General features: G+C 63.3%; 24 protein-coding genes. 15 read left to right on the top strand and 9 right to left on the bottom strand.

Annotation, left to right across the window (positions count from 1 at the left end):
- Positions 1-25 precede the first annotated feature (25 nt).
- The gene (locus tag M1D51_RS21050) at positions 26-727 is read right to left on the bottom strand and encodes a TetR/AcrR family transcriptional regulator (RefSeq protein ID WP_458107915.1); all 702 of its coding nucleotides are present in this window, start codon (positions 725-727) and stop codon (positions 26-28) included.
- 101 nt (positions 728-828) lie between these two features.
- Between M1D51_RS21050 and M1D51_RS21045 the strand changes: the two genes are divergently transcribed.
- Both M1D51_RS21045 and M1D51_RS21040 read left to right on the top strand, forming a co-directional pair.
- Positions 829-2,046 (top strand): glycosyltransferase, encoded by a 1,218-nt coding sequence (locus M1D51_RS21045; RefSeq protein WP_458107914.1) that lies wholly within the window; start codon positions 829-831, stop codon positions 2,044-2,046.
- A gap of 129 nt (positions 2,047-2,175) precedes the next feature.
- Positions 2,176-4,278, top strand: a complete 2,103-nt coding sequence (locus M1D51_RS21040; RefSeq protein WP_458107913.1) for a prolyl oligopeptidase family serine peptidase — start codon at positions 2,176-2,178, stop codon at positions 4,276-4,278.
- A 56-nt stretch (positions 4,279-4,334) separates the two neighbouring features.
- Here the strand turns inward: M1D51_RS21040 and M1D51_RS21035 are convergent, their stop codons facing one another.
- Positions 4,335-5,201, bottom strand: a complete 867-nt coding sequence (locus tag M1D51_RS21035; RefSeq protein WP_458107912.1) for a hypothetical protein — start codon at positions 5,199-5,201, stop codon at positions 4,335-4,337.
- Between the two features lie 318 nt (positions 5,202-5,519).
- Here M1D51_RS21035 and M1D51_RS21030 point away from each other — a divergent pair, with 318 nt between their 5' ends.
- The 4 genes from M1D51_RS21030 (at position 5,520) to M1D51_RS21015 (ending at position 8,321) form a co-directional block, all read left to right on the top strand.
- Positions 5,520-5,885, top strand: coding sequence for a hypothetical protein (locus M1D51_RS21030; protein ID WP_458107911.1), 366 nt, complete (start codon positions 5,520-5,522; stop codon positions 5,883-5,885).
- A gap of 112 nt (positions 5,886-5,997) precedes the next feature.
- Positions 5,998-6,507: an amino-acid N-acetyltransferase gene (locus M1D51_RS21025; RefSeq protein ID WP_458107910.1), complete on the top strand. Its 510-nt coding sequence runs from the start codon at positions 5,998-6,000 to the stop codon at positions 6,505-6,507.
- A 134-nt stretch (positions 6,508-6,641) separates the two neighbouring features.
- On the top strand, positions 6,642-8,090 hold the full coding sequence (locus M1D51_RS21020) for an FAD-binding oxidoreductase (protein ID WP_458107909.1): 1,449 nt from the start codon (positions 6,642-6,644) through the stop codon (positions 8,088-8,090).
- Positions 8,091-8,102: 12 nt separating this feature from the next.
- Positions 8,103-8,321 (top strand): hypothetical protein, encoded by a 219-nt coding sequence (locus tag M1D51_RS21015; RefSeq protein ID WP_172323230.1) that lies wholly within the window; start codon positions 8,103-8,105, stop codon positions 8,319-8,321.
- A 102-nt stretch (positions 8,322-8,423) separates the two neighbouring features.
- On the opposite strand, the gene M1D51_RS21010 is transcribed toward M1D51_RS21015, so the two are convergent.
- Positions 8,424-9,383 (bottom strand): GlxA family transcriptional regulator, encoded by a 960-nt coding sequence (locus M1D51_RS21010; RefSeq protein WP_172323209.1) that lies wholly within the window; start codon positions 9,381-9,383, stop codon positions 8,424-8,426.
- A gap of 133 nt (positions 9,384-9,516) precedes the next feature.
- On the opposite strand from M1D51_RS21010, the gene M1D51_RS21005 reads away from it, so the two are divergent.
- From M1D51_RS21005 to M1D51_RS20975, 7 genes are all read left to right on the top strand, one after another.
- Positions 9,517-10,143: an isochorismatase family protein gene (locus tag M1D51_RS21005; protein WP_458107908.1), complete on the top strand. Its 627-nt coding sequence runs from the start codon at positions 9,517-9,519 to the stop codon at positions 10,141-10,143.
- A gap of 83 nt (positions 10,144-10,226) precedes the next feature.
- Positions 10,227-11,228, top strand: coding sequence for a dihydroxyacetone kinase subunit DhaK (gene dhaK / locus M1D51_RS21000; protein ID WP_458107907.1), 1,002 nt, complete (start codon positions 10,227-10,229; stop codon positions 11,226-11,228).
- A 2-nt stretch (positions 11,229-11,230) separates the two neighbouring features.
- Positions 11,231-11,893: a dihydroxyacetone kinase subunit DhaL gene (dhaL, locus tag M1D51_RS20995; protein WP_458107906.1), complete on the top strand. Its 663-nt coding sequence runs from the start codon at positions 11,231-11,233 to the stop codon at positions 11,891-11,893.
- Entirely contained in the window at positions 11,890-12,582 is a 693-nt protein-coding gene (dhaM, locus tag M1D51_RS20990) for a dihydroxyacetone kinase phosphoryl donor subunit DhaM (RefSeq protein ID WP_458107905.1), read from the top strand. Before dhaL ends, dhaM begins: the two co-directional genes overlap by 4 nt.
- Before the next feature lie 89 nt (positions 12,583-12,671).
- Positions 12,672-12,848, top strand: a complete 177-nt coding sequence (locus M1D51_RS20985; RefSeq protein ID WP_035760998.1) for a CsbD family protein — start codon at positions 12,672-12,674, stop codon at positions 12,846-12,848.
- A gap of 103 nt (positions 12,849-12,951) precedes the next feature.
- Positions 12,952-13,212 (top strand): DUF4235 domain-containing protein, encoded by a 261-nt coding sequence (locus tag M1D51_RS20980; protein ID WP_141283339.1) that lies wholly within the window; start codon positions 12,952-12,954, stop codon positions 13,210-13,212.
- Positions 13,213-13,215: 3 nt separating this feature from the next.
- Positions 13,216-13,575 (top strand): VOC family protein, encoded by a 360-nt coding sequence (locus M1D51_RS20975; RefSeq protein ID WP_172323218.1) that lies wholly within the window; start codon positions 13,216-13,218, stop codon positions 13,573-13,575.
- A gap of 25 nt (positions 13,576-13,600) precedes the next feature.
- Here the strand turns inward: M1D51_RS20975 and M1D51_RS20970 are convergent, their stop codons facing one another.
- Positions 13,601-14,113, bottom strand: a complete 513-nt coding sequence (locus tag M1D51_RS20970; RefSeq protein WP_458107904.1) for a VOC family protein — start codon at positions 14,111-14,113, stop codon at positions 13,601-13,603.
- Positions 14,114-14,192: 79 nt separating this feature from the next.
- Between M1D51_RS20970 and M1D51_RS20965 the strand changes: the two genes are divergently transcribed.
- Positions 14,193-14,984 (top strand): helix-turn-helix domain-containing protein, encoded by a 792-nt coding sequence (locus M1D51_RS20965; RefSeq protein ID WP_458107903.1) that lies wholly within the window; start codon positions 14,193-14,195, stop codon positions 14,982-14,984.
- A gap of 27 nt (positions 14,985-15,011) precedes the next feature.
- On the opposite strand, the gene M1D51_RS20960 is transcribed toward M1D51_RS20965, so the two are convergent.
- The 5 genes from M1D51_RS20960 to M1D51_RS20940 all read right to left on the bottom strand — a co-directional run bounded on the left by M1D51_RS20960 (position 15,012) and on the right by M1D51_RS20940 (position 18,231).
- Positions 15,012-15,314 carry a hypothetical protein gene (locus M1D51_RS20960; protein WP_458107902.1) on the bottom strand — a complete coding sequence of 101 codons (303 nt, stop codon included), beginning with the start codon at positions 15,312-15,314 and terminating at the stop codon, positions 15,012-15,014.
- Between the two features lie 23 nt (positions 15,315-15,337).
- Complete coding sequence (locus M1D51_RS20955) at positions 15,338-16,138, bottom strand: SDR family NAD(P)-dependent oxidoreductase (RefSeq protein WP_458107901.1); 801 nt, start codon at positions 16,136-16,138, stop codon at positions 15,338-15,340.
- Between the two features lie 34 nt (positions 16,139-16,172).
- A complete protein-coding gene (locus tag M1D51_RS20950; protein WP_458107900.1) occupies positions 16,173-16,655 on the bottom strand; it encodes a MepB family protein in 483 nt (160 codons plus the stop codon).
- A 28-nt stretch (positions 16,656-16,683) separates the two neighbouring features.
- Positions 16,684-17,166 carry a hypothetical protein gene (locus M1D51_RS20945; RefSeq protein ID WP_458107899.1) on the bottom strand — a complete coding sequence of 161 codons (483 nt, stop codon included), beginning with the start codon at positions 17,164-17,166 and terminating at the stop codon, positions 16,684-16,686.
- A 114-nt stretch (positions 17,167-17,280) separates the two neighbouring features.
- The gene (locus M1D51_RS20940) at positions 17,281-18,231 is read right to left on the bottom strand and encodes an A/G-specific adenine glycosylase (RefSeq protein WP_172325919.1); all 951 of its coding nucleotides are present in this window, start codon (positions 18,229-18,231) and stop codon (positions 17,281-17,283) included.
- Positions 18,232-18,346: 115 nt separating this feature from the next.
- Between M1D51_RS20940 and M1D51_RS20935 the strand changes: the two genes are divergently transcribed.
- Positions 18,347-19,030: a hypothetical protein gene (locus M1D51_RS20935; RefSeq protein WP_458107898.1), complete on the top strand. Its 684-nt coding sequence runs from the start codon at positions 18,347-18,349 to the stop codon at positions 19,028-19,030.
- Positions 19,031-19,060 lie beyond the last annotated feature (30 nt).

Raw genomic sequence — 19,060 nt, 5'->3', positions numbered from 1 at the left:
TGGCCGGCTCTGGCCCAACAGCGGGTCAGCGCCAGGCGGGAATGCCTGCGCCCGCCAGATAATTCGTGATTGCGTTGGTGAATTGTTCCTCGCTGCTGCCTGCACCGGAGTGCCCTGCCATGGCTGCGGCGAGGTGTGGATACTCTCCGGCCTGGAGGGCGTCAAGGATGTGTGAGCCGCGGTCTGCCGAGCTGCCTTCAGTTGGATCTGATGGTGGCAGTGAAGCCAGTTCGTTCTGCACGAATGCCGAGGTGATGGCTGACATCATGGCCACGACTTGGAGTTTTGCCGGCCCGGGAAGGTCCACCGCTTCCATGGCGGCCAAAGTCCCGTCCAGGAAACGCAGGGAGTTGGGGCCCGTGGATGGGCGAGTGATCAGGAGCGGTGCCAGCCAAGGGTGCCGGTGCATGATGCTGCGTCCTTGCCGGGCAAGGTTCAGGAGCCGCCCCTGTGGATGATCATCGGTCGTTTCAAACTGGTACTCGCCGGCGACTGCATCCATCATCAGTTCAACAAGTTCGTCGTGTGATTTCACGTACCGGTAGAGGGAAGCGGCGCCTGCTCCTACGCTGGTTGCAACCCTGCGTATGGAGACAGCTGCCAAGCCTTCCTCATCGGCAATACGAAGCGCCGCCGCCGCAATCCCGTTCCGGGAGTGTTCCGGTTTGGGGCCGACGGCCGAACGTTCCGGGCGCCGCCAGACGTCCGCAGGATCGTGAACCGGCATCCGAGCTCCCTTCATTCCATTGAGATGGTTTGGTGCTCATCCCATTTCACTATATTCTGAATTGCGAACGGTGATCGCAATTCAGGGAAGGTAGGGACCCCATGCGGGTACTCATGGTTGCTCCCGGGACGCGCGGGGATGTTGCGCCCATGGCCGGGCTCGGGAGTCGCCTTCAGGGGCTGGGCTACGAGGTTGCCATTGCGGCGAATCCTGCTTACGCCCCGTTGGTGGTGGAGTCCGGATGCGAATTCAGGCCGCTGCCAGGGGATCTTGCGGAACTCATCAGGCAACCGGCGCCGGGTGCGAAGACCGCGCCTGGAAGCGTGATGGCGTTTTGGCGCAAGCTCGGCGCGTACATGGACAACGCAGCCACCGGAACCCTGGCGGCCGCCGAGGCTGGAGCCGACGTCATCCTGGCCAATTCGGTGGCTCCCTATGCATACGACATCGCAGAAGCCATGGGCATCCCTGCGATCGGCGCACACCTGCAACCCACGGAACCGAGTGCGGCATATCCTCCCGTGCTCATGAATTCGTCCCGCAGCCTGGGGGCATGGGGGAACAAGGTGATCGGTGAGCGTGCCGCTGCCGGCCCCGCCCCGTACGATGCTCCAGGTGCCCGCCTTCGCAAGCAGTTGGGTCTTGGCAAGGAAAGCCGGGCTGCAGGGGAGCGCCGCCGGAGGAAAGCACGGGCAACCATTCTTCACGGCATCAGCCCTTCGGTCCTGCCGCGGCCGTCGGATTGGCACTCTGGTTTGGTCATGGCCGGCTACTGGTGGCCTGCCGAGAATACACGTTGGGAACCGTCCTCGGACTTGGTGGATTTTCTCGCCGACGGGCCGGCGCCGGTTTTTGTCGGCTTTGGCAGCAGCGCCCACCTCGACCCTGAGTTCATCCTGGAGGCGACACGTCGCGCCGGAGTGAGGGCAGTAGTGCAGGGTCCGGAGGGTGCGCTGGGTGATGACGCCCTGGGTGTCGGAAGTGTTCCCCACCAGTGGCTCTTCCCCCGGATGGCGGCTGTGGTCCATCACGCCGGAGCTGGGACCACGGCGGCCGGATTCCGCGCAGGAGTTCCGGCCATAGGCGTCCCCGTCTACACGGACCAGCCTCTCTGGGCTTCGCGTATTGCAGCGCTGGGTGCCGGGCCCCGGCCGATTCCTTACAAGATGCTGACTCCGGAGCGCCTCGGTGACGCGATCGCCGAAACCGTGGCGTCGCCGTCGTACGCCGTTCAAGCCAGGGGCGTAGCGGCCGCCATCGCCACGGAGGACGGAACTGTGCCCGTGCTCGCGGCCCTGCGAAACCTCCCAGCCAAGTAGCAGGAGAGCGCGTTTTGATCCGTCATAACGCGTTCTACTGCGACCTACTTGGGTAAATATGTGAAAGTACTGTTTCACTGTGAGTGAACCACTCTGTGATCGGCGGCACAATGCGTGTTGAATCGGACCATGGACTCTGCTGACATTCACATCCCGGGCGAGCAGCCCGAAACCCCGTTTCACGACATGGACCACTACCTCGCCATCCCGCGGGTCAGCGGCCTCACCCTCAGCCCCGACGGCACTCGCTTGGTCAGCACCGTTTCAACGCTGAACGGCAAGGGAACCGAGTTCGCTTCCGCGCTCTGGGAGATCGACCCCACCGGCCGGAAGCAAGCGCGCCGGATCACCCGCAGTTCCAAGGGCGAGGCCGGTGCTGCGTTCGCGGCGAACGGCGACCTTTACTTCACCTCAGCGCGCCCGGACCCGGACAGTCCCGACGCCGACCCGGTGAACGCCCTGTGGCTCCTGCCCGCCGACGGGGGAGAAGCCCGGGTGGTGCACTCGCGCTCAGGTGGCATCAGCTCGGTCATGACAGCCAAGGACGCGGACGCCACGTTCGTCAACGCCGAGGTCCTCGCCGGATCTACCGACGAAGACAACGACGACGAACGCCGCAAGGCCCGCAAGGACAACAAGGTCTCCGCCATCCTGCACAGCGGCTACCCCGTCCGCTTCTGGGATGCCGACCTCGGCCCCGCCGAGCCGCGGATCTTCGCTGTTGAGCAGGGAGAGGACCAGGAACCCGGCAAGCCGACAACTGTGGATGCTGCCGCTCCGCTCAAGCTGCGCAACCTGACGTCCGGCGTCGGCGGTTCACTGCGTGAGTCAAAAACGGTGGTGAGCCCGGACGGCAAGACCATCTACACCAGCATGACCAAGGCGCTGGCAAAAGCAGACAGCCGTGAGGTGCTCGCCGCCATCGACGTCGCCACCGGGAGCGTCAAGGTGCTGCTGGACCATGAAGGCATGAACTACTTCCCGGGGCCGGTCAGCCCGGACAACAGCACCCTGGTGGTCGAAAGCGAAAGCGACACCACGCCCCACCAGGCGCCCCAGGTGAAGCTGCACCTGCTCAACGTCGCCGGCGGTGAGACCACTGACCTTGAGCCGCTGGCCCATCAGTGGGATCGCTGGGCTACTGCCCTCGCATGGCTCCCGGATGGCAGCTCCATCCTGGCCAAAGCGGACGACGACGGCGCGTCGCCGGTTTTCCGGATTAACGTCGCTGACGGTGGGATCACCCGGGTGACGCAGGACGCGTCCGCCTACTCCGACGTCGTGCTTTCCTCTGACGGGACGACGGCGTATGCCCTGCGGAGCTCCTACGAGTTCCCCGCCGAAGCGGTCCGGATAGACCTTGCTACCGGAGAAGTGACCAGGCTTCAGGCCCCTGCTGAGCGTCCCGTTTACAAGGGACGCCTGGAGCGTGTGGAAACGACGGCGGACGACGGCGCACGCGTGCCCGCCTACCTCGCCCTCCCCGACGATGCCTCCGCGGACAAGCCCGCACCGCTCCTGCTGTGGATCCATGGCGGGCCCTTGGGTTCGTGGAATGCGTGGACATGGCGATGGAACCCCTGGCTGCTGGTGGCCAAGGGGTACGCCGTGCTCCTGCCCGACCCCGCACTTTCCACTGGGTACGGCCAGGAATTCATCCAGCGCGGCTGGGGTGAATGGGGCAAGAAGCCCTTTACCGACCTCATGGCCATCACTGACACGGTGATTGCCCGTCCGGACATCGACGAGTCCCGGACAGCGGCGATGGGAGGATCCTTCGGCGGTTACATGGCCAACTGGGTGGCCGGCCAAACCGATCGGTTTAAGGCGATTGTTACCCACGCAAGTTTGTGGGCTCTGGACCAGTTCGGTCCCACCACGGATGCAGCGCAGTATTGGCTGAAGGAGATGACCGTGGACATGGCCTCGGAGAACTCACCGCACCTGAACGTGGGCAACATTAAGACACCCATGCTGGTGATCCACGGTGACAAGGATTACCGGGTGCCGATCGGCGAGGGCCTGCGCCTCTGGTACGAGCTCCTGTCCTCATCGCAGCTGCCTGCGGACGAGAACGGCCAGAGCCCGCACCGCTTCCTTTACTTCCCTGACGAAAACCACTGGGTACTCCAGCCGCAGCACGCGAAGATCTGGTACGGAGTGGTGGAGCACTTCCTGGCAAAACAGGTGCTGGGCGAGGACGTGGCTTTGCCTGAGGAGCTGGGGATTTAGACCGAAAAGGCTGGCCTGTGCCTCCGCCGACGCGGCGGGGGCGCAGGTGGTGGTGTTCATGGGGACAGTATTTTGCGCAGGTCGCCGTCGAAATCCCCGCCGTAGACAAACCGGGCAAGCCATGCCACCGGCCCGATCGCCCGTGCCTGGGCGATGACAGCCGGGGGTGTCCCTTGGCGCTCCAGCTGCTTCAGTTGATCATTCCATGCCGCTGATACCGAGCCGCCGGCTCCTTGGCCCCAACGTTCCAACGACGTTGCCGCAAGGTGTTCAGCCGCCGTCCGCAAGTTTCGCATCGCCTCTTTGCGACCTGCGGGACTGAGGTCTTGCTGGAGTTCCAGCACACGTTTGCGGTTCAGGCGCCAAGCGAGGAGGGCCAGGAGTGCAAGTGTCAGGCTCATCTTGATGAGCCACGGTGCGACCTGCCCGGAATCAAATCCTCGATCATCGGCGACGCCCGTGACAGCCCTGAAGGTCACGAGGCCGATGACGAAGAGTCCCACAATCAACGTGCACACGGTTCCGTATCGTGCTGCCGGCCTTGCGGGCACCGGGAGGAAGAGCGCAACTGCCAGGAGAACGATTCCGATCACCGCGGCAGGGGAGGCTACCGAAGCTGCCTGCTCCGCGGTGATATAGGTACTCTTGCGATCTGCAGGACCGAACATCACGGCTGCTGTCAGTGCGGCTGACAAGCCGGCGCTGAGGAGGAAGCCCCACGTTGCCTGCCACAGGATTCGCTTTCGTCCCCTCGTAATGTCGGGGGTTTTTGCCATTGCACCGCGACGCTCGTGTAGCCTATGCAACTCGCGGAACAGCGGCCGCCGGACCCTGTCATTTACGGCGATGGCCTGCGCTGCCGCTTCCGAGACGGCGACGACATCGCTGGGGGTGCCCTCCAGAGTGAGAACGGCCTTCTTCATCTCAATACCCTTCCAGATGGTTGGCACCACTTGAGACTAGTTCCTCCCAGGCGTCCTGTCCGACGACAGGACTCCGGATCATCCGTTCACGAACCACTTGGTTCTGTGTCCCTTCAACGACTTTGTCGCCAGAGCTGATTAGCGTCACGATTTGGCACCTGGACGCACTGGATACGGGTGACGGTCATCGTATGGAGATGCATGGCCGTGAAGAACGCTACGGATTCGCGGCATTGACTGCGAGCGAACAGTCAGGATCAAGTGCTCAAGGAGAAAGACGTGCCGGTTCCGGCAGCGGCAGCCGACCCCAGCGGAGTCTTGAACCGGCACTTTACGAATTGGTGCGGTAAGTTCAAGATCTTCCGTACCGCCGACGGCTTCGAAACCGCCACCGGACATGTTGTGTACCCCGCACATGCTATCCGTGAGGCGGACGGAACTGTCTGGTTGTCGGCGCTGGAAGGCTTTGAAAAGTCCGGCATTCGTGGGCAAGTTGAAAAAGACGCGTCCTTTCTGGAGACGCTCCTCGCTGCGGCAAACTCACCAACCAGGATCCCTTTGGGGCTTGCCCTGTTGATTGGGGGCACCCGCTATCAGCTTGTCTTTCAGAACAGTTCCGAGACGGGCGGGGACCACATCATCAACGTGGCGTTCATCAACAGGGGAGAACCGCCGCGACCATGAAATTCGCAATAGCCCGGCTGTTTGAAGGAATTGCAGGCAAGCCGGACTGGTGTGCGTGTAACCATCAGCGCTGGGCACGGCCGGCGCCTGTCCGTCTCGCTAGGATGGGGGAGTGAATCCGACCTTCAGCCTTCGCCCTGCCCGCACCAGTGATGTGGCGGCGATCAAGAGGCTTGTGGCGCCCTTGGCTGAGGAACGGATCCTCATGGCCAAGGAGACCGTGGCGTATTACGAAAGCCTGCAGGAATTCCGGATTGCAGAGTCGGACGCCGGGGAAGTCATAGGTTGCGGGGCGCTCCATGTCATGTGGGAGGACCTGGCCGAGATCCGCACTCTTGCCGCGGCGGACTCGTGGCGTGGGCGGGGTGTGGGGCACGTCCTCGTGGAGAACCTGTTGGAGGAAGCCCGGGCGCTTGGCGTGAGCCGTGTTTTCTGCCTGACCTTTGAAGTGGACTTCTTCAAGCGCCACGGATTTGAAGTCATGGCCGACCAATCGGCCGTGGATCCGCAGGTATATTCCGAACTGCTGCGCTCGCATGACGAGGGCGTGGCAGAGTTCCTGGACCTTGCCCGGGTGAAGCCCAATACCTTGGGCAACACCCGCATGATCAAGCAGCTCTAGCGCGCTAGGAGCGCAGCCGCAATCCTGGCCGATTATGGGTGATTTAATACCCTTTTCTTATCTCAACTTGATGGATAAACTGATTGAGGCTTGCTGGGGAAGCTTCCACCACATCGGTCAATTGAGAGAAGATCATGCAGTCCCACGCCTCCTTTTCAGATGTTTCAGAACTCCAACTCAGCGTGCGCGGTCCAGTGTTCACGCCTGCCGATTCCGGCTTCGCCGCTGAAGTAGCGGCCTTCAATTTATCCACACAGCACCAACCTGACCTCGCCTTCGGCGCCCTCGATGCAGAGGACGCCTCGGCGGCCGTGCGCTGGGCCGCAGAACGCGGTATGCCGGTATCCGTCCAGTCCACCGGTCACGGTGCCACCAATGCCATTGAAGGTGGCTTGCTGATCAGCACCCGCCGAATGCTCGAACTAAGCATCGACCCCCTGGAGAAGACGGCCCGCGTGGGTGCGGGCGTCCGCTGGAAGGCCGTGGTGGAACTCGCCGGGACCTTCGGGCTGATGGGGCTCTGTGGTTCCACCACTGATGTTGGCGTGGTGGGTTACACGCTGGGTGGCGGGCTGCCCATTCTTGGGCGCAAATACGGCTTCGCCTCCGACCATGTGATTGCGTTCGAAATTGTCACGGCTGACGGTGTGCTGCGCCGGGTGACCAAGGACGAGGACTCGGAGTTGTTCTTCCTCCTGCGCGGCGGCAAGGGCAACCTGGGAATCGTCACTGCCATGGAATTCCACCTGTTCCAGGGCTCCGACCTCTATGCCGGCGGAATCTACTTTGACGGTGAGCATGCTCCTGAAGTGCTGCAGGCGTTCAGGGGCTGGGTGCCTTCCTTGCCCGTGGAGGCTTCGGCGTCCCTTGCCTTTCTGCGGCTGCCGGATATGGAGATGGTGCCGCCACCTTTGCGCGGCAAATTCGTGATCCATCTCCGCTATGCCTACCAGGGTGATTTGGCGACCGCAGCAGAACTCCTGGAGCCGATGCGTCGGAGCGCGCCCTTCATGATGGATGCCACGGGGCCCCTGGACGCCACCGCCTTCGACTCGATCCACCAGGACCCGGACCAGCCGGTTCCAGTGCTGGAACATGGCTTCCTCCTGGACAGGTTGGATGAGCCGGAAGCTGATGCGCTTCTGCGGCACTTTGGCCCCGGTGTTGACAGTCCCGTGTTGCTGGCCGAACTCCGGTTGCTCGGCGGTGCTTTGGCCAAGAGTTCGGATGGTGACGATATTGTGGGTGGCCGCGATGCTGCGTTCAGCTTCTTCATGGGTGCCATTGCCGTGCCGCCAAGGGTGGAGATGTTGCCGTCCGTGTTCAACGCAGTTCATGAAGACCTGAGGCCTGCGGCCAATGCCGGAACTTTCGTCAATCTGCATGGCCACTTTGTGGATGCCGAAGACCGGGAGCGGCCGTGGCGGGCAACGGCCTTGGATCGCCTCCGTAAGGCAAAGGCCGAGCTGGATCCGCACAACATGTTCAGCTTCGGGCACGTGGTGGGGCTCCCTGTCATCGATCAGACCGTGCTGCTCCAAGACGTTGTGACCGCCGGCGGCGACGCCGTGCTGAGCAGCTAGGGGCTGAGGGTGATGAACAACCGCGTCACGTTCCCCGACTTCTCCGCTTTCCAGATCGACATCCCGCACGGGACGTGGCCGCACGAGGCGCCATGGTCCGGGGACAGTCGCTCCGACCCGGACCTGTATTCGGCTTTCTGGCCCGAATTCCGCATCCGTCAGGAACAGGAGCAGGAATCGGAGCCGGTATCAGAGCAGGAGCCGACGGCGACACCGGCACCTGAGCGGTAGGGCAACGCGGCAGGGACAGCTCCCAGGAACTGTCCCTGCCGCGTTTGCTTTCGACAACCCGCGGGATGCTTATGACGAACGTCCAACGGCTGGGACGCTGACTTAGGAAACGCGCCGGGGCTGGGCGTCGAAGTGGCGTCGGTAGTCGGTGGGTGTGGTGGAGAAAGCCCGGGCAAAGTTTTGCCGGAGTGTCACGGCGCTGCCGAACCCGCATTCGGCTGCTACTTGATCGATGGACAGGCTGGAACTCTCCAGGAGGTGCCTGGCTGCGTCGAGCCGCTGGGAGCGCACCCATGCTGATGGGGTAGTCCCGGTAGACGCCCTGAAGGCACGGATGAAGGTTCGGCGGCTCATGTGGGCCTGATCGGCGAGGGCGTCGATGGTCAGGTCTTCGGCCAAATGACCCAGGGCCCACTCAAACAAGCGTGACATGGGATCGTCCGCGGACCGGGGCGGCAAGGGGTGCTCGATGTACTGCGCCTGTCCGCCCTCCCGGTGCGGAGCGATGACCAGGCTGCGTGCCACCTGGTTGGCGGCTGCAGATCCCAGTCGGGTCCTCACCAGATGCAAGCATGCGTCCAATCCGGAGGCTGTTCCCGCCGACGTCAAGACGTCGCCGTGATCGATGTACAGCACCGTCTGGTCCAGAAAAACATCCGGGTGGCGTGTCGAGAGCGAACTGAAGGCTTCCCAATGCGTGACGGCGGACCGCCCATCAAGCAGGCCGGCGTCGGCAACCGGGATGGTGCCCAGGCACAGGCCAAGGATGACGACGCCGCGCTCGTGTGCCTGCCGAAGTACGGTGCGGAGCTGCTCATTCGGTGAGCGGCCGTCGTCAAACCAGGAAGGCACCACAATGACGTCTGCTTCGGATGTGGATTCGGGGCCAGGGATCTCTCCCAGTTGATAGCCCTCCGCAGTGCGGATGTGGCCCGCTTGATCCGCGAAGAGCCGGGTGTTCCACTCGGCGAGGCCTTGTCGCGAGACCTCGTCGAAAACCATCTGGGGGACCGCGAGGTGGAACATTGTCACGTCATCGAAGGCATAGACGGAGATGCGCATGGATCCTCTTCTCGATTGGCCTGAATCAATCGTATAAGGGCATTCATGCCACTGGTGGTCACTTCTAAAGACGCCGAGGATGGAAGAGTTGCCACAAGGCGGCCAACGAACCGACCCCGGAAAAGAGAACACCATGAGCACGCCCCGCCGCGCACTGATCCTCGTAGACATCCAGCAGCAATATTTCAGCGGACCCCTTGAGATCCAGTTCCCGCCCCACCACGAATCGATCGTGATGATTGGAAAGGCCATTGACGCCGCTGCTGAGGCAGGCATTCCGATTGCCGCCATTCAGCACAGCGCCGGGGAGGGTGCGCCTGTCTTCGCCCCGGGCACCCCGGAGTTCACCCTCCATCCTGAAATCGAGGATCGCCGTAAGGACTCCTGGAAGACTGTGGTCAAGCACTATGGCTCGGTCTACGCCGACACCGACCTGGCCGCATGGCTGCGGGAGAACGACGTCGACACCGTCACCTTGGTGGGTTACATGACCAACAATTGCATTTTGGCCTCTGCTGTCGAAGCCGAATACATCGGGTTCACCACCGAAGTCCTCTCCGATGCCACCGGTGCGATCAATTTGGCCAATGACGCAGGCTTCGCCGACGCGAAAACAGTCCACACCACCCTGATGGCTTTGCTGAACTCGAACTGGGCAGCCGTCAGCACCACTGACGTGTGGGTAGCTGCGCTGGGCGCAGGCAGCGCCTTGGAGAGGAGCGATCTGGGAAGCTCTGCGGTTGCCGGAGTTGTGCGCTAACCAAAGACGCTCCGGGCCTACCGTGGGCCGGGCTGCCGGTAGTAGGGTCAGAGCACCAGCCGCAGCACGCCCAGGAGCATCCCATGAAAAAGCTCATTAATGATCCACGCGCAGTGGTGGACGAGTCCGTAGAAGGTTTCGGCATGGCCCATGCCGACATTGTGGACGTCCACCCGGAGCCTAAATACGTCGTCCGAAAGGGTGCTCCGGTAGCGGGCAAGGTTGCCTTGGTTTCCGGTGGGGGCAGTGGCCACGAGCCCTTGCACGCAGGTTTCGTGGGGTTCGGCATGCTCGACGCCGCTGTCCCCGGCGCAGTTTTCACCTCGCCCACTCCTGACCAGATCATTCCGGCGACGGTCGCTGTGGACTCAGGTGCCGGCGTCGTCCATATTGTGAAGAACTACACCGGTGACGTCCTGAACTTTGAAACCGCGGCCGAAATGGCGCAGGCCGAAGGCGTGCACGTTCGTTCCGTACTGGTGAACGACGACGTCGCGGTGGAAGATTCGCTGTACACGGCAGGCCGGCGCGGGGTGGGCGGAACGGTCCTGGTGGAAAAGATCGCCGGAGCATCAGCCCAGCGCGGAGACGATCTTGACACTGTCACAGCCATCGCCGAGCGCGTGGTGGCCAACGTGCGGACCATGGGCGTCGCCCTCTCCGGTTGCACCGTGCCGCACGCAGGGACGCCCAGCTTTGAGCTTGCCGAAGATGAGATCGAGATCGGCATTGGCATCCACGGCGAGCCGGGCCGGCACAAGATCGCCATGGAGCCGGCCGATGCCATCACGGACCGCTTGCTGGAGCCCGTGCTGGAGGACCTTGCCCTCGCCTCCGGTGACAAAGTGCTGTTGTTCGTCAACGGTATGGGCGGAACGCCGCAAAGCGAGCTGTACATCGTTTATCGGCGCGCAGCCCAAGTACTGGCCGAACGCGGTGCCATCGTGGAGCGATCGCTGGTGGGCAACTACGTGACCTCCCTGGAGATGCAGGGTTGCTCGGTGTCAGTGCTGCGCCTTGACGAGGAAATGACCAGGCTGTGGGATGCCCCGGTACACACTGCCGCGCTGCGATGGGGAGCCTGAACATGGGCTTGACCGTTGACTGGGCCATGGACTGGATAAAACTCTCCGCCAAGGCCATGGCGGAGCATCGTGTGGAACTGATCGAACTGGACCGGGCCATCGGCGACTCGGACCACGGTGAGAACATGGACCGGGGTTTCCAGGCCGTACTGCAGAAGCTCGATGAGACGCCGCCGGAAACTCCCGGTGCAGCGCTCAAAGCCGCCGCCATGGCCCTCATGTCCAAGGTGGGCGGAGCGGCCGGACCCTTGTATGGAACGGCGTTCTTGCGGGCGGCTACCTCTCTGGGTGAGGCCGTCGATGTTGATGCCGGGGCGCTGGCGGCAGCGCTCGCCGCCGCCCGTGACGGAGTAGTGGCACGCGGTAAAGCTGAACTTGGCGACAAGACCATGATCGATGCGTGGACTCCCGCCGTGGAAGCGGCGCAACAAGCCGCCGGGAGCGGCGCCGACCCCGTTGGCGTGCTGGAAGCAGCCGCGGAAGCTGCTGAAACCGGGGCCATGGCAACGGACCCCTTGGTGGCGCGCAAGGGCCGGGCCAGCTACTTGGGGGAGCGGAGTGCAGGGCATCGCGACCCCGGCGCCGCGTCAACCGCCCTCATCCTCCGGGCGGCCGCAGCGGCGGCCGCCGGATCAACCGGTGACAAGGGAACCGACGCCATATGACCGTAGGGATAGTGGTTGTATCGCACAGCAGCAAGATCGCCGACGGGGCGGTGGAACTCGCAGCCCAAATGGCGCCCGACGTCGAACTGGTCGCCGCCGGGGGCACCGAGGACGATCGGATCGGAACCAGCCTTGAGAAGGTGCTGGCCGCCGTCGAGCAGTCACTGGTGGATTCCGGTGGTGACGGCGTGGTGGTGCTGGCCGATCTGGGTTCGGCAGTCATGACAGCCGAATCGGCCATGGAGTTTGCCAGCGATCCCGACGCCGTGAGGCTGGCCGACGCTCCGCTGGTTGAGGGACTCGTGGCGGCTGCCGTCGCTGCCCAAGGAGGCGCCGGCGTCGAGGACGTCTGCAAGGCTGCAGAGGCCGTGGCTTTTGGCAAGGTGCCCGCCGGCGTGGGAGGACCGGAGATTCCCGACCTCAAGGACGAGCCGGACGCAAGCGGCGATTTCGAACTCATCAACCCCCTGGGCATGCATGCCCGGCCCGCGGCAAAGATCGCCGGCGGCCTGTCCGGGCTGGACGCGGAGGTGACCGTCAACGGCGTCGACGGCATGTCCATCATGGCGCTCATGGCGCTCGCCGCAGGGCAGGGTTCCAGCCTCCATGTCGAAGCGAGGGGCAAGGATGCACTGAAGGCGGTCCAGTATGTGGGCCGGCTGGTTGAGGAAGGGTTCGGGGAGCTCTAGCCGAGACGATTTTCGCTCAAATATTGCTAAGTACACTGATTAGTGATGTTGTAGAGGTACAGGTTCACTACAAGGAAGAGGTACGAATCATGGGTGCTGACGACAAGATGGAGAACGCTGGCGAGAAGCTTGGCGGCAAGGCCAAAGAGGCTGCCGGAAAGCTGACGGACAACGAGCGTCTCGAAGCCGAAGGCAAGGGCGACCAGACGAAAGCCGACCTCAAGGGTGCCGGCGAGAAGCTCAAGGACGCCTTCAAGAAGGACTAAGAATCCAGGCAGGGCCGCTGCAATTGCAGCGGCCCTGCCTTGTTTTGGGGCGATTGATGTGTGAAGCGCCGCTTGCTGGCGCTCTATCTAATGGAGGATCTTCGTGAACATTCTGGTGAAACTTTTCGGCCTGGCAGTCAGCCTTGGAGCGGGCACGCTCGCAAACAAGACGCTGGAAGGCATCTGGGAGAAGAAGACCGGTAAGCCCGCCCCCAAGGACGGAACGGATCTCAACGATTCCCTGCCCGGCGTTCTGGTCTTCGCAGTGGTTTCGGCAGGTGTCGGCGCCATAGTTCACGTACTTACCCAGCGGGGCACCAAGAGCGCCCTGGCCCGCATGAAGAAGACGGCTGACGAGGTTTAACAAATGGCTATAGCTAAGTTCCCCAGTGTTGTCATCGATTGTCCCGACGCAGCGGCATTGGCCGCCTTCTACGGCGAGCTGTTCGGCTGGGAGATCGAGGACAAAGGCGACTGGTTCGATATCCGTCCCAGCGACGGCAGCAACTGCATCTCCTTCCAACAGGTGGAGGTGTACCAGCCGCCTGTGTGGCCCGGCCAGACCATTCCGCAGCAGATGCATCTGGACATGATCGTGGATGACTTGGATAAGGGTGAGGAAGTTGCACTGTCCCTTGGTGCCACCAAGGCCGATCACCAGCCAGGCGACACGTTCAGGGTGTTCCTTGACCCGGCAGGTCATCCGTTCTGCCTCTGCCTGAGCTAAGCTCTTGCCGGGCTTGGCCAGGCGCTCAGCCCTGCTGCGCCGCCCATTCCTCGACGCGGCGGTTGCTCTCTTCCTCGGAGAGGTCTTCGACGCGCGTCATGATGGACCAGCGGACGCCGAACGGATCGCGGATGCTGGCATAGCGGTCACCGGAAACGAACGTGGTCAACGGCTCGCGGATGGTGGCCCCGGCTCGCTCGGCTTTGTGGACCAGCCCGTCCGCATCGGAGCAGTAGAGGCCCATGGAGTAGCAGTCGTCCTCTCCGGTCGGTGACGGGACGAGGTGGTACTCGGGGTTGGGCTCACCGAGCTGGAGGTGGCCGTTTCCAAAGTCGAGTTCGGCGTGGACCACCACTCCGCCCATCTCGGTCTCGCCCACCACACGTGCGCCCAAGACGTCCCGATAGAACGCAATGGCTTCCTTGGCGTTGGCTACCGCGAGGAATGGCGTCAGGCTGGTCAGGCCGTTCGGAATGCCATTGGTGGTGTGGTCCCCGTTGGCGGCCGTGGTTGATTCTGTGCTTGTAGTATCGGTCATGGATACGACGCTACGTGCCTGCCGCCAGGTAGCGCTTGGAGATTTGCGACAGCTTTGATCGCTTCTGGAAAGGCTCCCCATGGAAGGCTCCTTCAAGGGCATCCTTTATCCGGCGCGGCTGCCCACCTTCCATCGCTACCCGGCCCCCTCATCCGTAGCCGGGTTGGTGCAGTGGTTCTGGATTCCGGAATGGAACATCGAGCCCGGCCGGTCATCCCGGCAGCACGTCATTGCCTATCCTGCCTCCAACCTGGTGGTACAGCCCGCGGACGTCATCCTCTCCGGGCCCACCACGCGCGCCTCGCACCGGGACCTCACCGGGACCGGCTGGGCTGTGGGGGCCCTGCTCCGCCCGGCGGCCATTCCGCTTTTCACGGATAATCCAGGCGCCCTCCGTGATCAGGAGGTCGTTCTGGCGCAGAAAGAATTGCATTCTGCCGTCTGCAGGGCAATGAAAGCGCCCGACGGCGGCGCTCACCGGGAGCGGGCAGTGGAAGCCTTTGTGGTGTGGTTGGGTTCCTTGAAGTTTGTTGCTTCAGAGGAGGCGTTGCTCGCCAACCGGATGATGGATGTGATCGCTTCCGGGCCTGATGTTTCAAGAATCGAGGATGTGGCTGATTCCTTATCGGTATCACCCCGAACCCTGCAGAGAATCGCTGGGAAGTACGTTGGGCTCAGCCCCTCGGCCCTGATCCGGCGGCGCCGACTCCAGGATGCCGCCGAGCGTACCCGGTCCGACCCGGAAGCCGACCTTGCCGTGATCGCCGTCGAACTCGGTTATGCAGACCACGCGCACCTGACCAACGACTTCCGGAAGTATCTGGGCTTCACGCCAAGCGGCTACCGGAAGTCGTTCGGCGAGGCGACGTGATGTCCCGGGCGCCCGGAGAGGGACTCCTTAGCGGTCTTCTTCCGGGGTGTCGTCGGGGGTGTCCAGCAAACCGCGCTGTGCCAGGTCCGCCTCGTCCGAGGCTTCCGGGGGAAGGGGATCGGTGGCGTCGGGGACGTCGCTGGGAGCGTAATCGGCAAGGCCTGCGGCAACGCGCTCCTGCTCCGCGGCTCTCTGGTACGTGTCGTCGTCGACGTCCTCGGGCATCTTGCCGTGGCCGGAACGGTCAGGGTTCGGCAGGGCGTCGTCCTGTGGAACGATGACGTCTTCGATGGCCTCGCCGGCGGTGTTTTCTTCACGGGGGTTGGTCATGGCTGCTCCTTTTGTTCTGGTTCCTACTTGTCTTTTCCGGATCCGGGCTCGCTGAGCTTGCGGTTGAATTCAGCTCCGGCGGCGTCGGGCATGACGTTGCTGCCAAGGCCCATGGTGCGGGATTTGAGGGAGCCGCCCAGCACGTTGCCGTCGCCTTCCATCAGGGCCTTGAATCCTTGTTTGGCCACCAACGCGGGATCATCTTTGTCATCACTGCCCACTTTGGTGTCCAGGAGATCGGCCCGTTCAAAGAAGTCGGTCTCCGTCGGCCCCGGCAGCAGCGTGGTGACAGTGACCCCGGTGTCCTTCAACTCGTTGCGAAGTGCCTGCCCGAAAGACTGCACGAACGCCTTGGATGCGCCGTAGATGGCCTGGAAGGGTGCTGGTGCCCTGGAAATGACCGAGGACGTAAACAGGATTTTGCCCTGGTTGCGTTGGGCCATATCCGAGGCAACCCACTTGGCGATGACCACCGTGGAGATCACGTTGAGGTCGATGGTCTTCAGTTCTGCCTCGAGGTCGGTTTCCACGAACGGACCGCCCACCCCGATGCCCGCGTTGATGGCCACTGCTTCCAGCGGCCGGCCCAAAGCCGCGACGGCGGCGTGTAACCGGGCCATGCCCTGTCTGTCAGTGAGGTCGATTTGCTCTGCGTAGGCATCTCCGTCGAGGCCCTTCAGTTCCTCCGCCGCTGTGTGGATCTTGTCGTTTTCGGCAACGATGACGGTGTCGAATCCGTTGCTGAGGAACTGCCTCCCCAGCTCGAATCCAATGCCGCTTGAGGCGCCGGTGACCAGCGCCAGTGGCCGTTCAGTTGTGGACATGGTTGCTGCCTTTCGGTTCCCAGTAACAGACAGGTTACTTAGTATTATCCGATGTGGCACTACCTTCAGTGAAGTAGTTGCACTGCCAAAGTTGGGTCCGGGTTGCCTGCCGGTTGCTTACCGCGGACCATGGCGGATACACCCGGAAGCCGCGTTTTCCGCCGGCACCGTTCACGGACGCGATTCCATGCTTGGCCAGTACCGGTTTCGGGAAAGCGAAGTAGCCGGCCCTGCCGCCTTCCCGGGCTGTTATCACCAGCAGATCCACACCATCTTCGGCGGGGAAGGGCTCAGTGGACCCGTCCTGGGCGCGTTGCCAGACGGCAACGAACAAGCCCACCTTGGTCGGAGTCAGCTTACCCACGCGGAACCGGACCAGTTCCTGCCCAAGATCAACGACGACGGCCCCATACTCATGGTTGTCGGCCTCGGGTACCGGCGCTGAGGGCGATCCGGATGACTGGCTGAGGGCCCGCAATGCCTCGGCTACGTCTGGGTGGACATTGTGGTCAGGCACGCACCCATCCTACGGCGGTGCCGGAAACCTACTGTTGCCGCAAACCCCCGCCATCCAGTATCAGGGCCGCTGAAATCACCCGTCCGCATTGCTCGCCGTAGGGATAGTCACCCTTGGGGATGAAGGTCAGCGTCCGGACTGGCAGTGCGATTCCAGCCGGAGACGCTCCGGTCACGGTCGCCTCAAGGGGGTTCTCACTGAGCGACGGAAGCTCCAGGAAACCCACCTGCGTCCCATCAGGGGAGGAGGTGGCCGAGCACGTGCCTTCAGGCGAGCAGCCTTGGTCCACGGCTGTAGCTCCCGGATGCAGCACCACATCGTTCTCGGTGCAACTGCCATCCTGGCAGGCCTTGAGCCGAAGCGTCCCCATTTGGTCCGTGTACCCCGCTGCCACGGTCACGGAAACTCCGGCTATGTGCCCAATGGCCGGGCAGGCCACTGCTTGGGGATAGCAGCCCGGAAGCAATGCTGCGGTTCCTGCAAGGGTCAACGCCACTGCGATTCTGCCCATGTTTCAGGGTAGGCCAGGGTTAATCGGCTTGGCCCGGTGCATGTGAAAGAAACACCTGCATTGTTACTGCCCGCTTGGTGGCGTTGCCGAACCGATACCGCCCCCGGCTGAACGCTAGGCCGGAAGCCGCAATCCGCCGTCGTGCATTTCTGCCAGGCCGTCAACCAACAGCCCATCCAGGGCGCGCTCGAGTTGCTCCGGCGCCGAGTTGAGCCGGTGCAGCGCGGCAAGCGGGATCCCGATACCGGAGGGTGCGAACCCCAGATCCGCCGGCGCTTGCTCGAACATTTCCCGGGGGACAGGGGCGGCAGCTTCGCGGAGGACGGCCATCACGGCGCCGCGGACCTGGCGGTCGGTGCCGTGCCAGGACTGGCCCTTGGGCGTGTACGACGGCGGTGGCTCACCCGCGGCAAGCCAGGCGCAGCTTGAGCGGACGGGACAGTCGGCGCACTTGGGGCTGCGGGCCGTGCACACCATGGCTCCCAACTCCATTACGGACGCGTTCCAACGGACGGACAGCTCCTGCCCGGCGGGGAGGAGTGACTCGGCCAGGCGCATTTCCGCCGCGGTCAACGCGGGAGCCGGGAGTGCGTTCCCCAGGATGAGCCGTGCATGGACCCGCCTGATGTTGGTGTCCACCACAGTTTCCCGCTGCCCAAAAGCGAAGGCGGCGACGGCGGCAGCTGTATAACTGCCGACGCCCGGCAAACCCAAAAGTCCCGCATGGTTGTCAGGGACGTTGCCGCCATGTTCTTCGCGGATGGCTACTGCTGCAGCGTGGAGCCGCAAGGCGCGGCGGGGATATCCAAGGCGACCCCAATGACGTACGGCTTCACCCGAAGGCTCCGCGGCGAGGTGGCCCGGCGTGGGCCAGCGCTCCATCCAGTCCCGCCATACCGGGAGCACCCGCACCACGGGAGTCTGCTGGAGCATGACTTCGCTGACCAGGATTCCCCATGCGCTGCAGTCCGGCTCGCGCCACGGCAGGTCCCGGGCGGTATCGGCGAACCACTGATCCAGGGCGCTGTGGAGCGCGGTAAGTTGGTGGGCATCGGGAAGTGTCATACTGCCCTCAACTGTAGTGGAACCGCGGACCATGGCCGACGTCACACAGCCCCGGATTAGGGGCCTGCGGCGTGTAGGTTAGGTGCGCTGCGGGCCACGAGCCTAGCCTAGGACCATGGCCACCAAGGGTAAGCAGCAGTCCACCGCGCGCTCCTCAGCGCCGGGGAAGAGTACTGCCCCCGCAAAAAAGCGCCGCCCGAGCCCTGCGGTGTATCGTCGCCGTCGCCAAGTGGTTTTCGGTGGGCTGCTGCTGGTGATCGCCTTGATCGTGGTCGCCGTCGTGTCCATTGGCGGTGCCATGGGTGGGCAGTCCGAACCGCAGGCGGTCAACACAGCCGGGCCGTCACAAGCGCCGACGCAGGGTAGTGTTCCGTCCGGGACCGCATCGCCGTCTGCATCGCCCACGCCCGTGTGCGACTTCAACCTCATGACGGTCGCCGCCAAGACCGATAAACCCGCCTACGGCCCTGAGGAAAAACCGCTGCTCACCATGACCATCACCAACGGTGGCACCGCCCCGTGCGAGGTCAATGTGGGTACATCCCAAATGGAGTACCTGGTGATGAGCGGCGCGGACCGTATTTTTTCGTCCAAGGACTGCCAGGCCGGTAGCGAAGACCTCATCAAGACCATCCAGCCCGGCAAGAGCGAAACCGCGAACTTCCCATGGCAGCGCAACCGCACACTGGAAGGCTGCGGGGCGATCAACGCCAAGCCAGGTGGCGGCGGCGCCTATTACACGTTTGAGGCCCGGCTGGGAAACAAGGCCAGCCCCAAGGCAGTCTTCCAGCTGAACTAGGTTCCGGCTGGCCAGCGTCCGACGACGGCA

The sequence above is a fragment of the Arthrobacter sp. R3-55 genome, from assembly GCF_054161505.1.
This window is presented reverse-complemented; position numbering and strand designations above follow the sequence as displayed.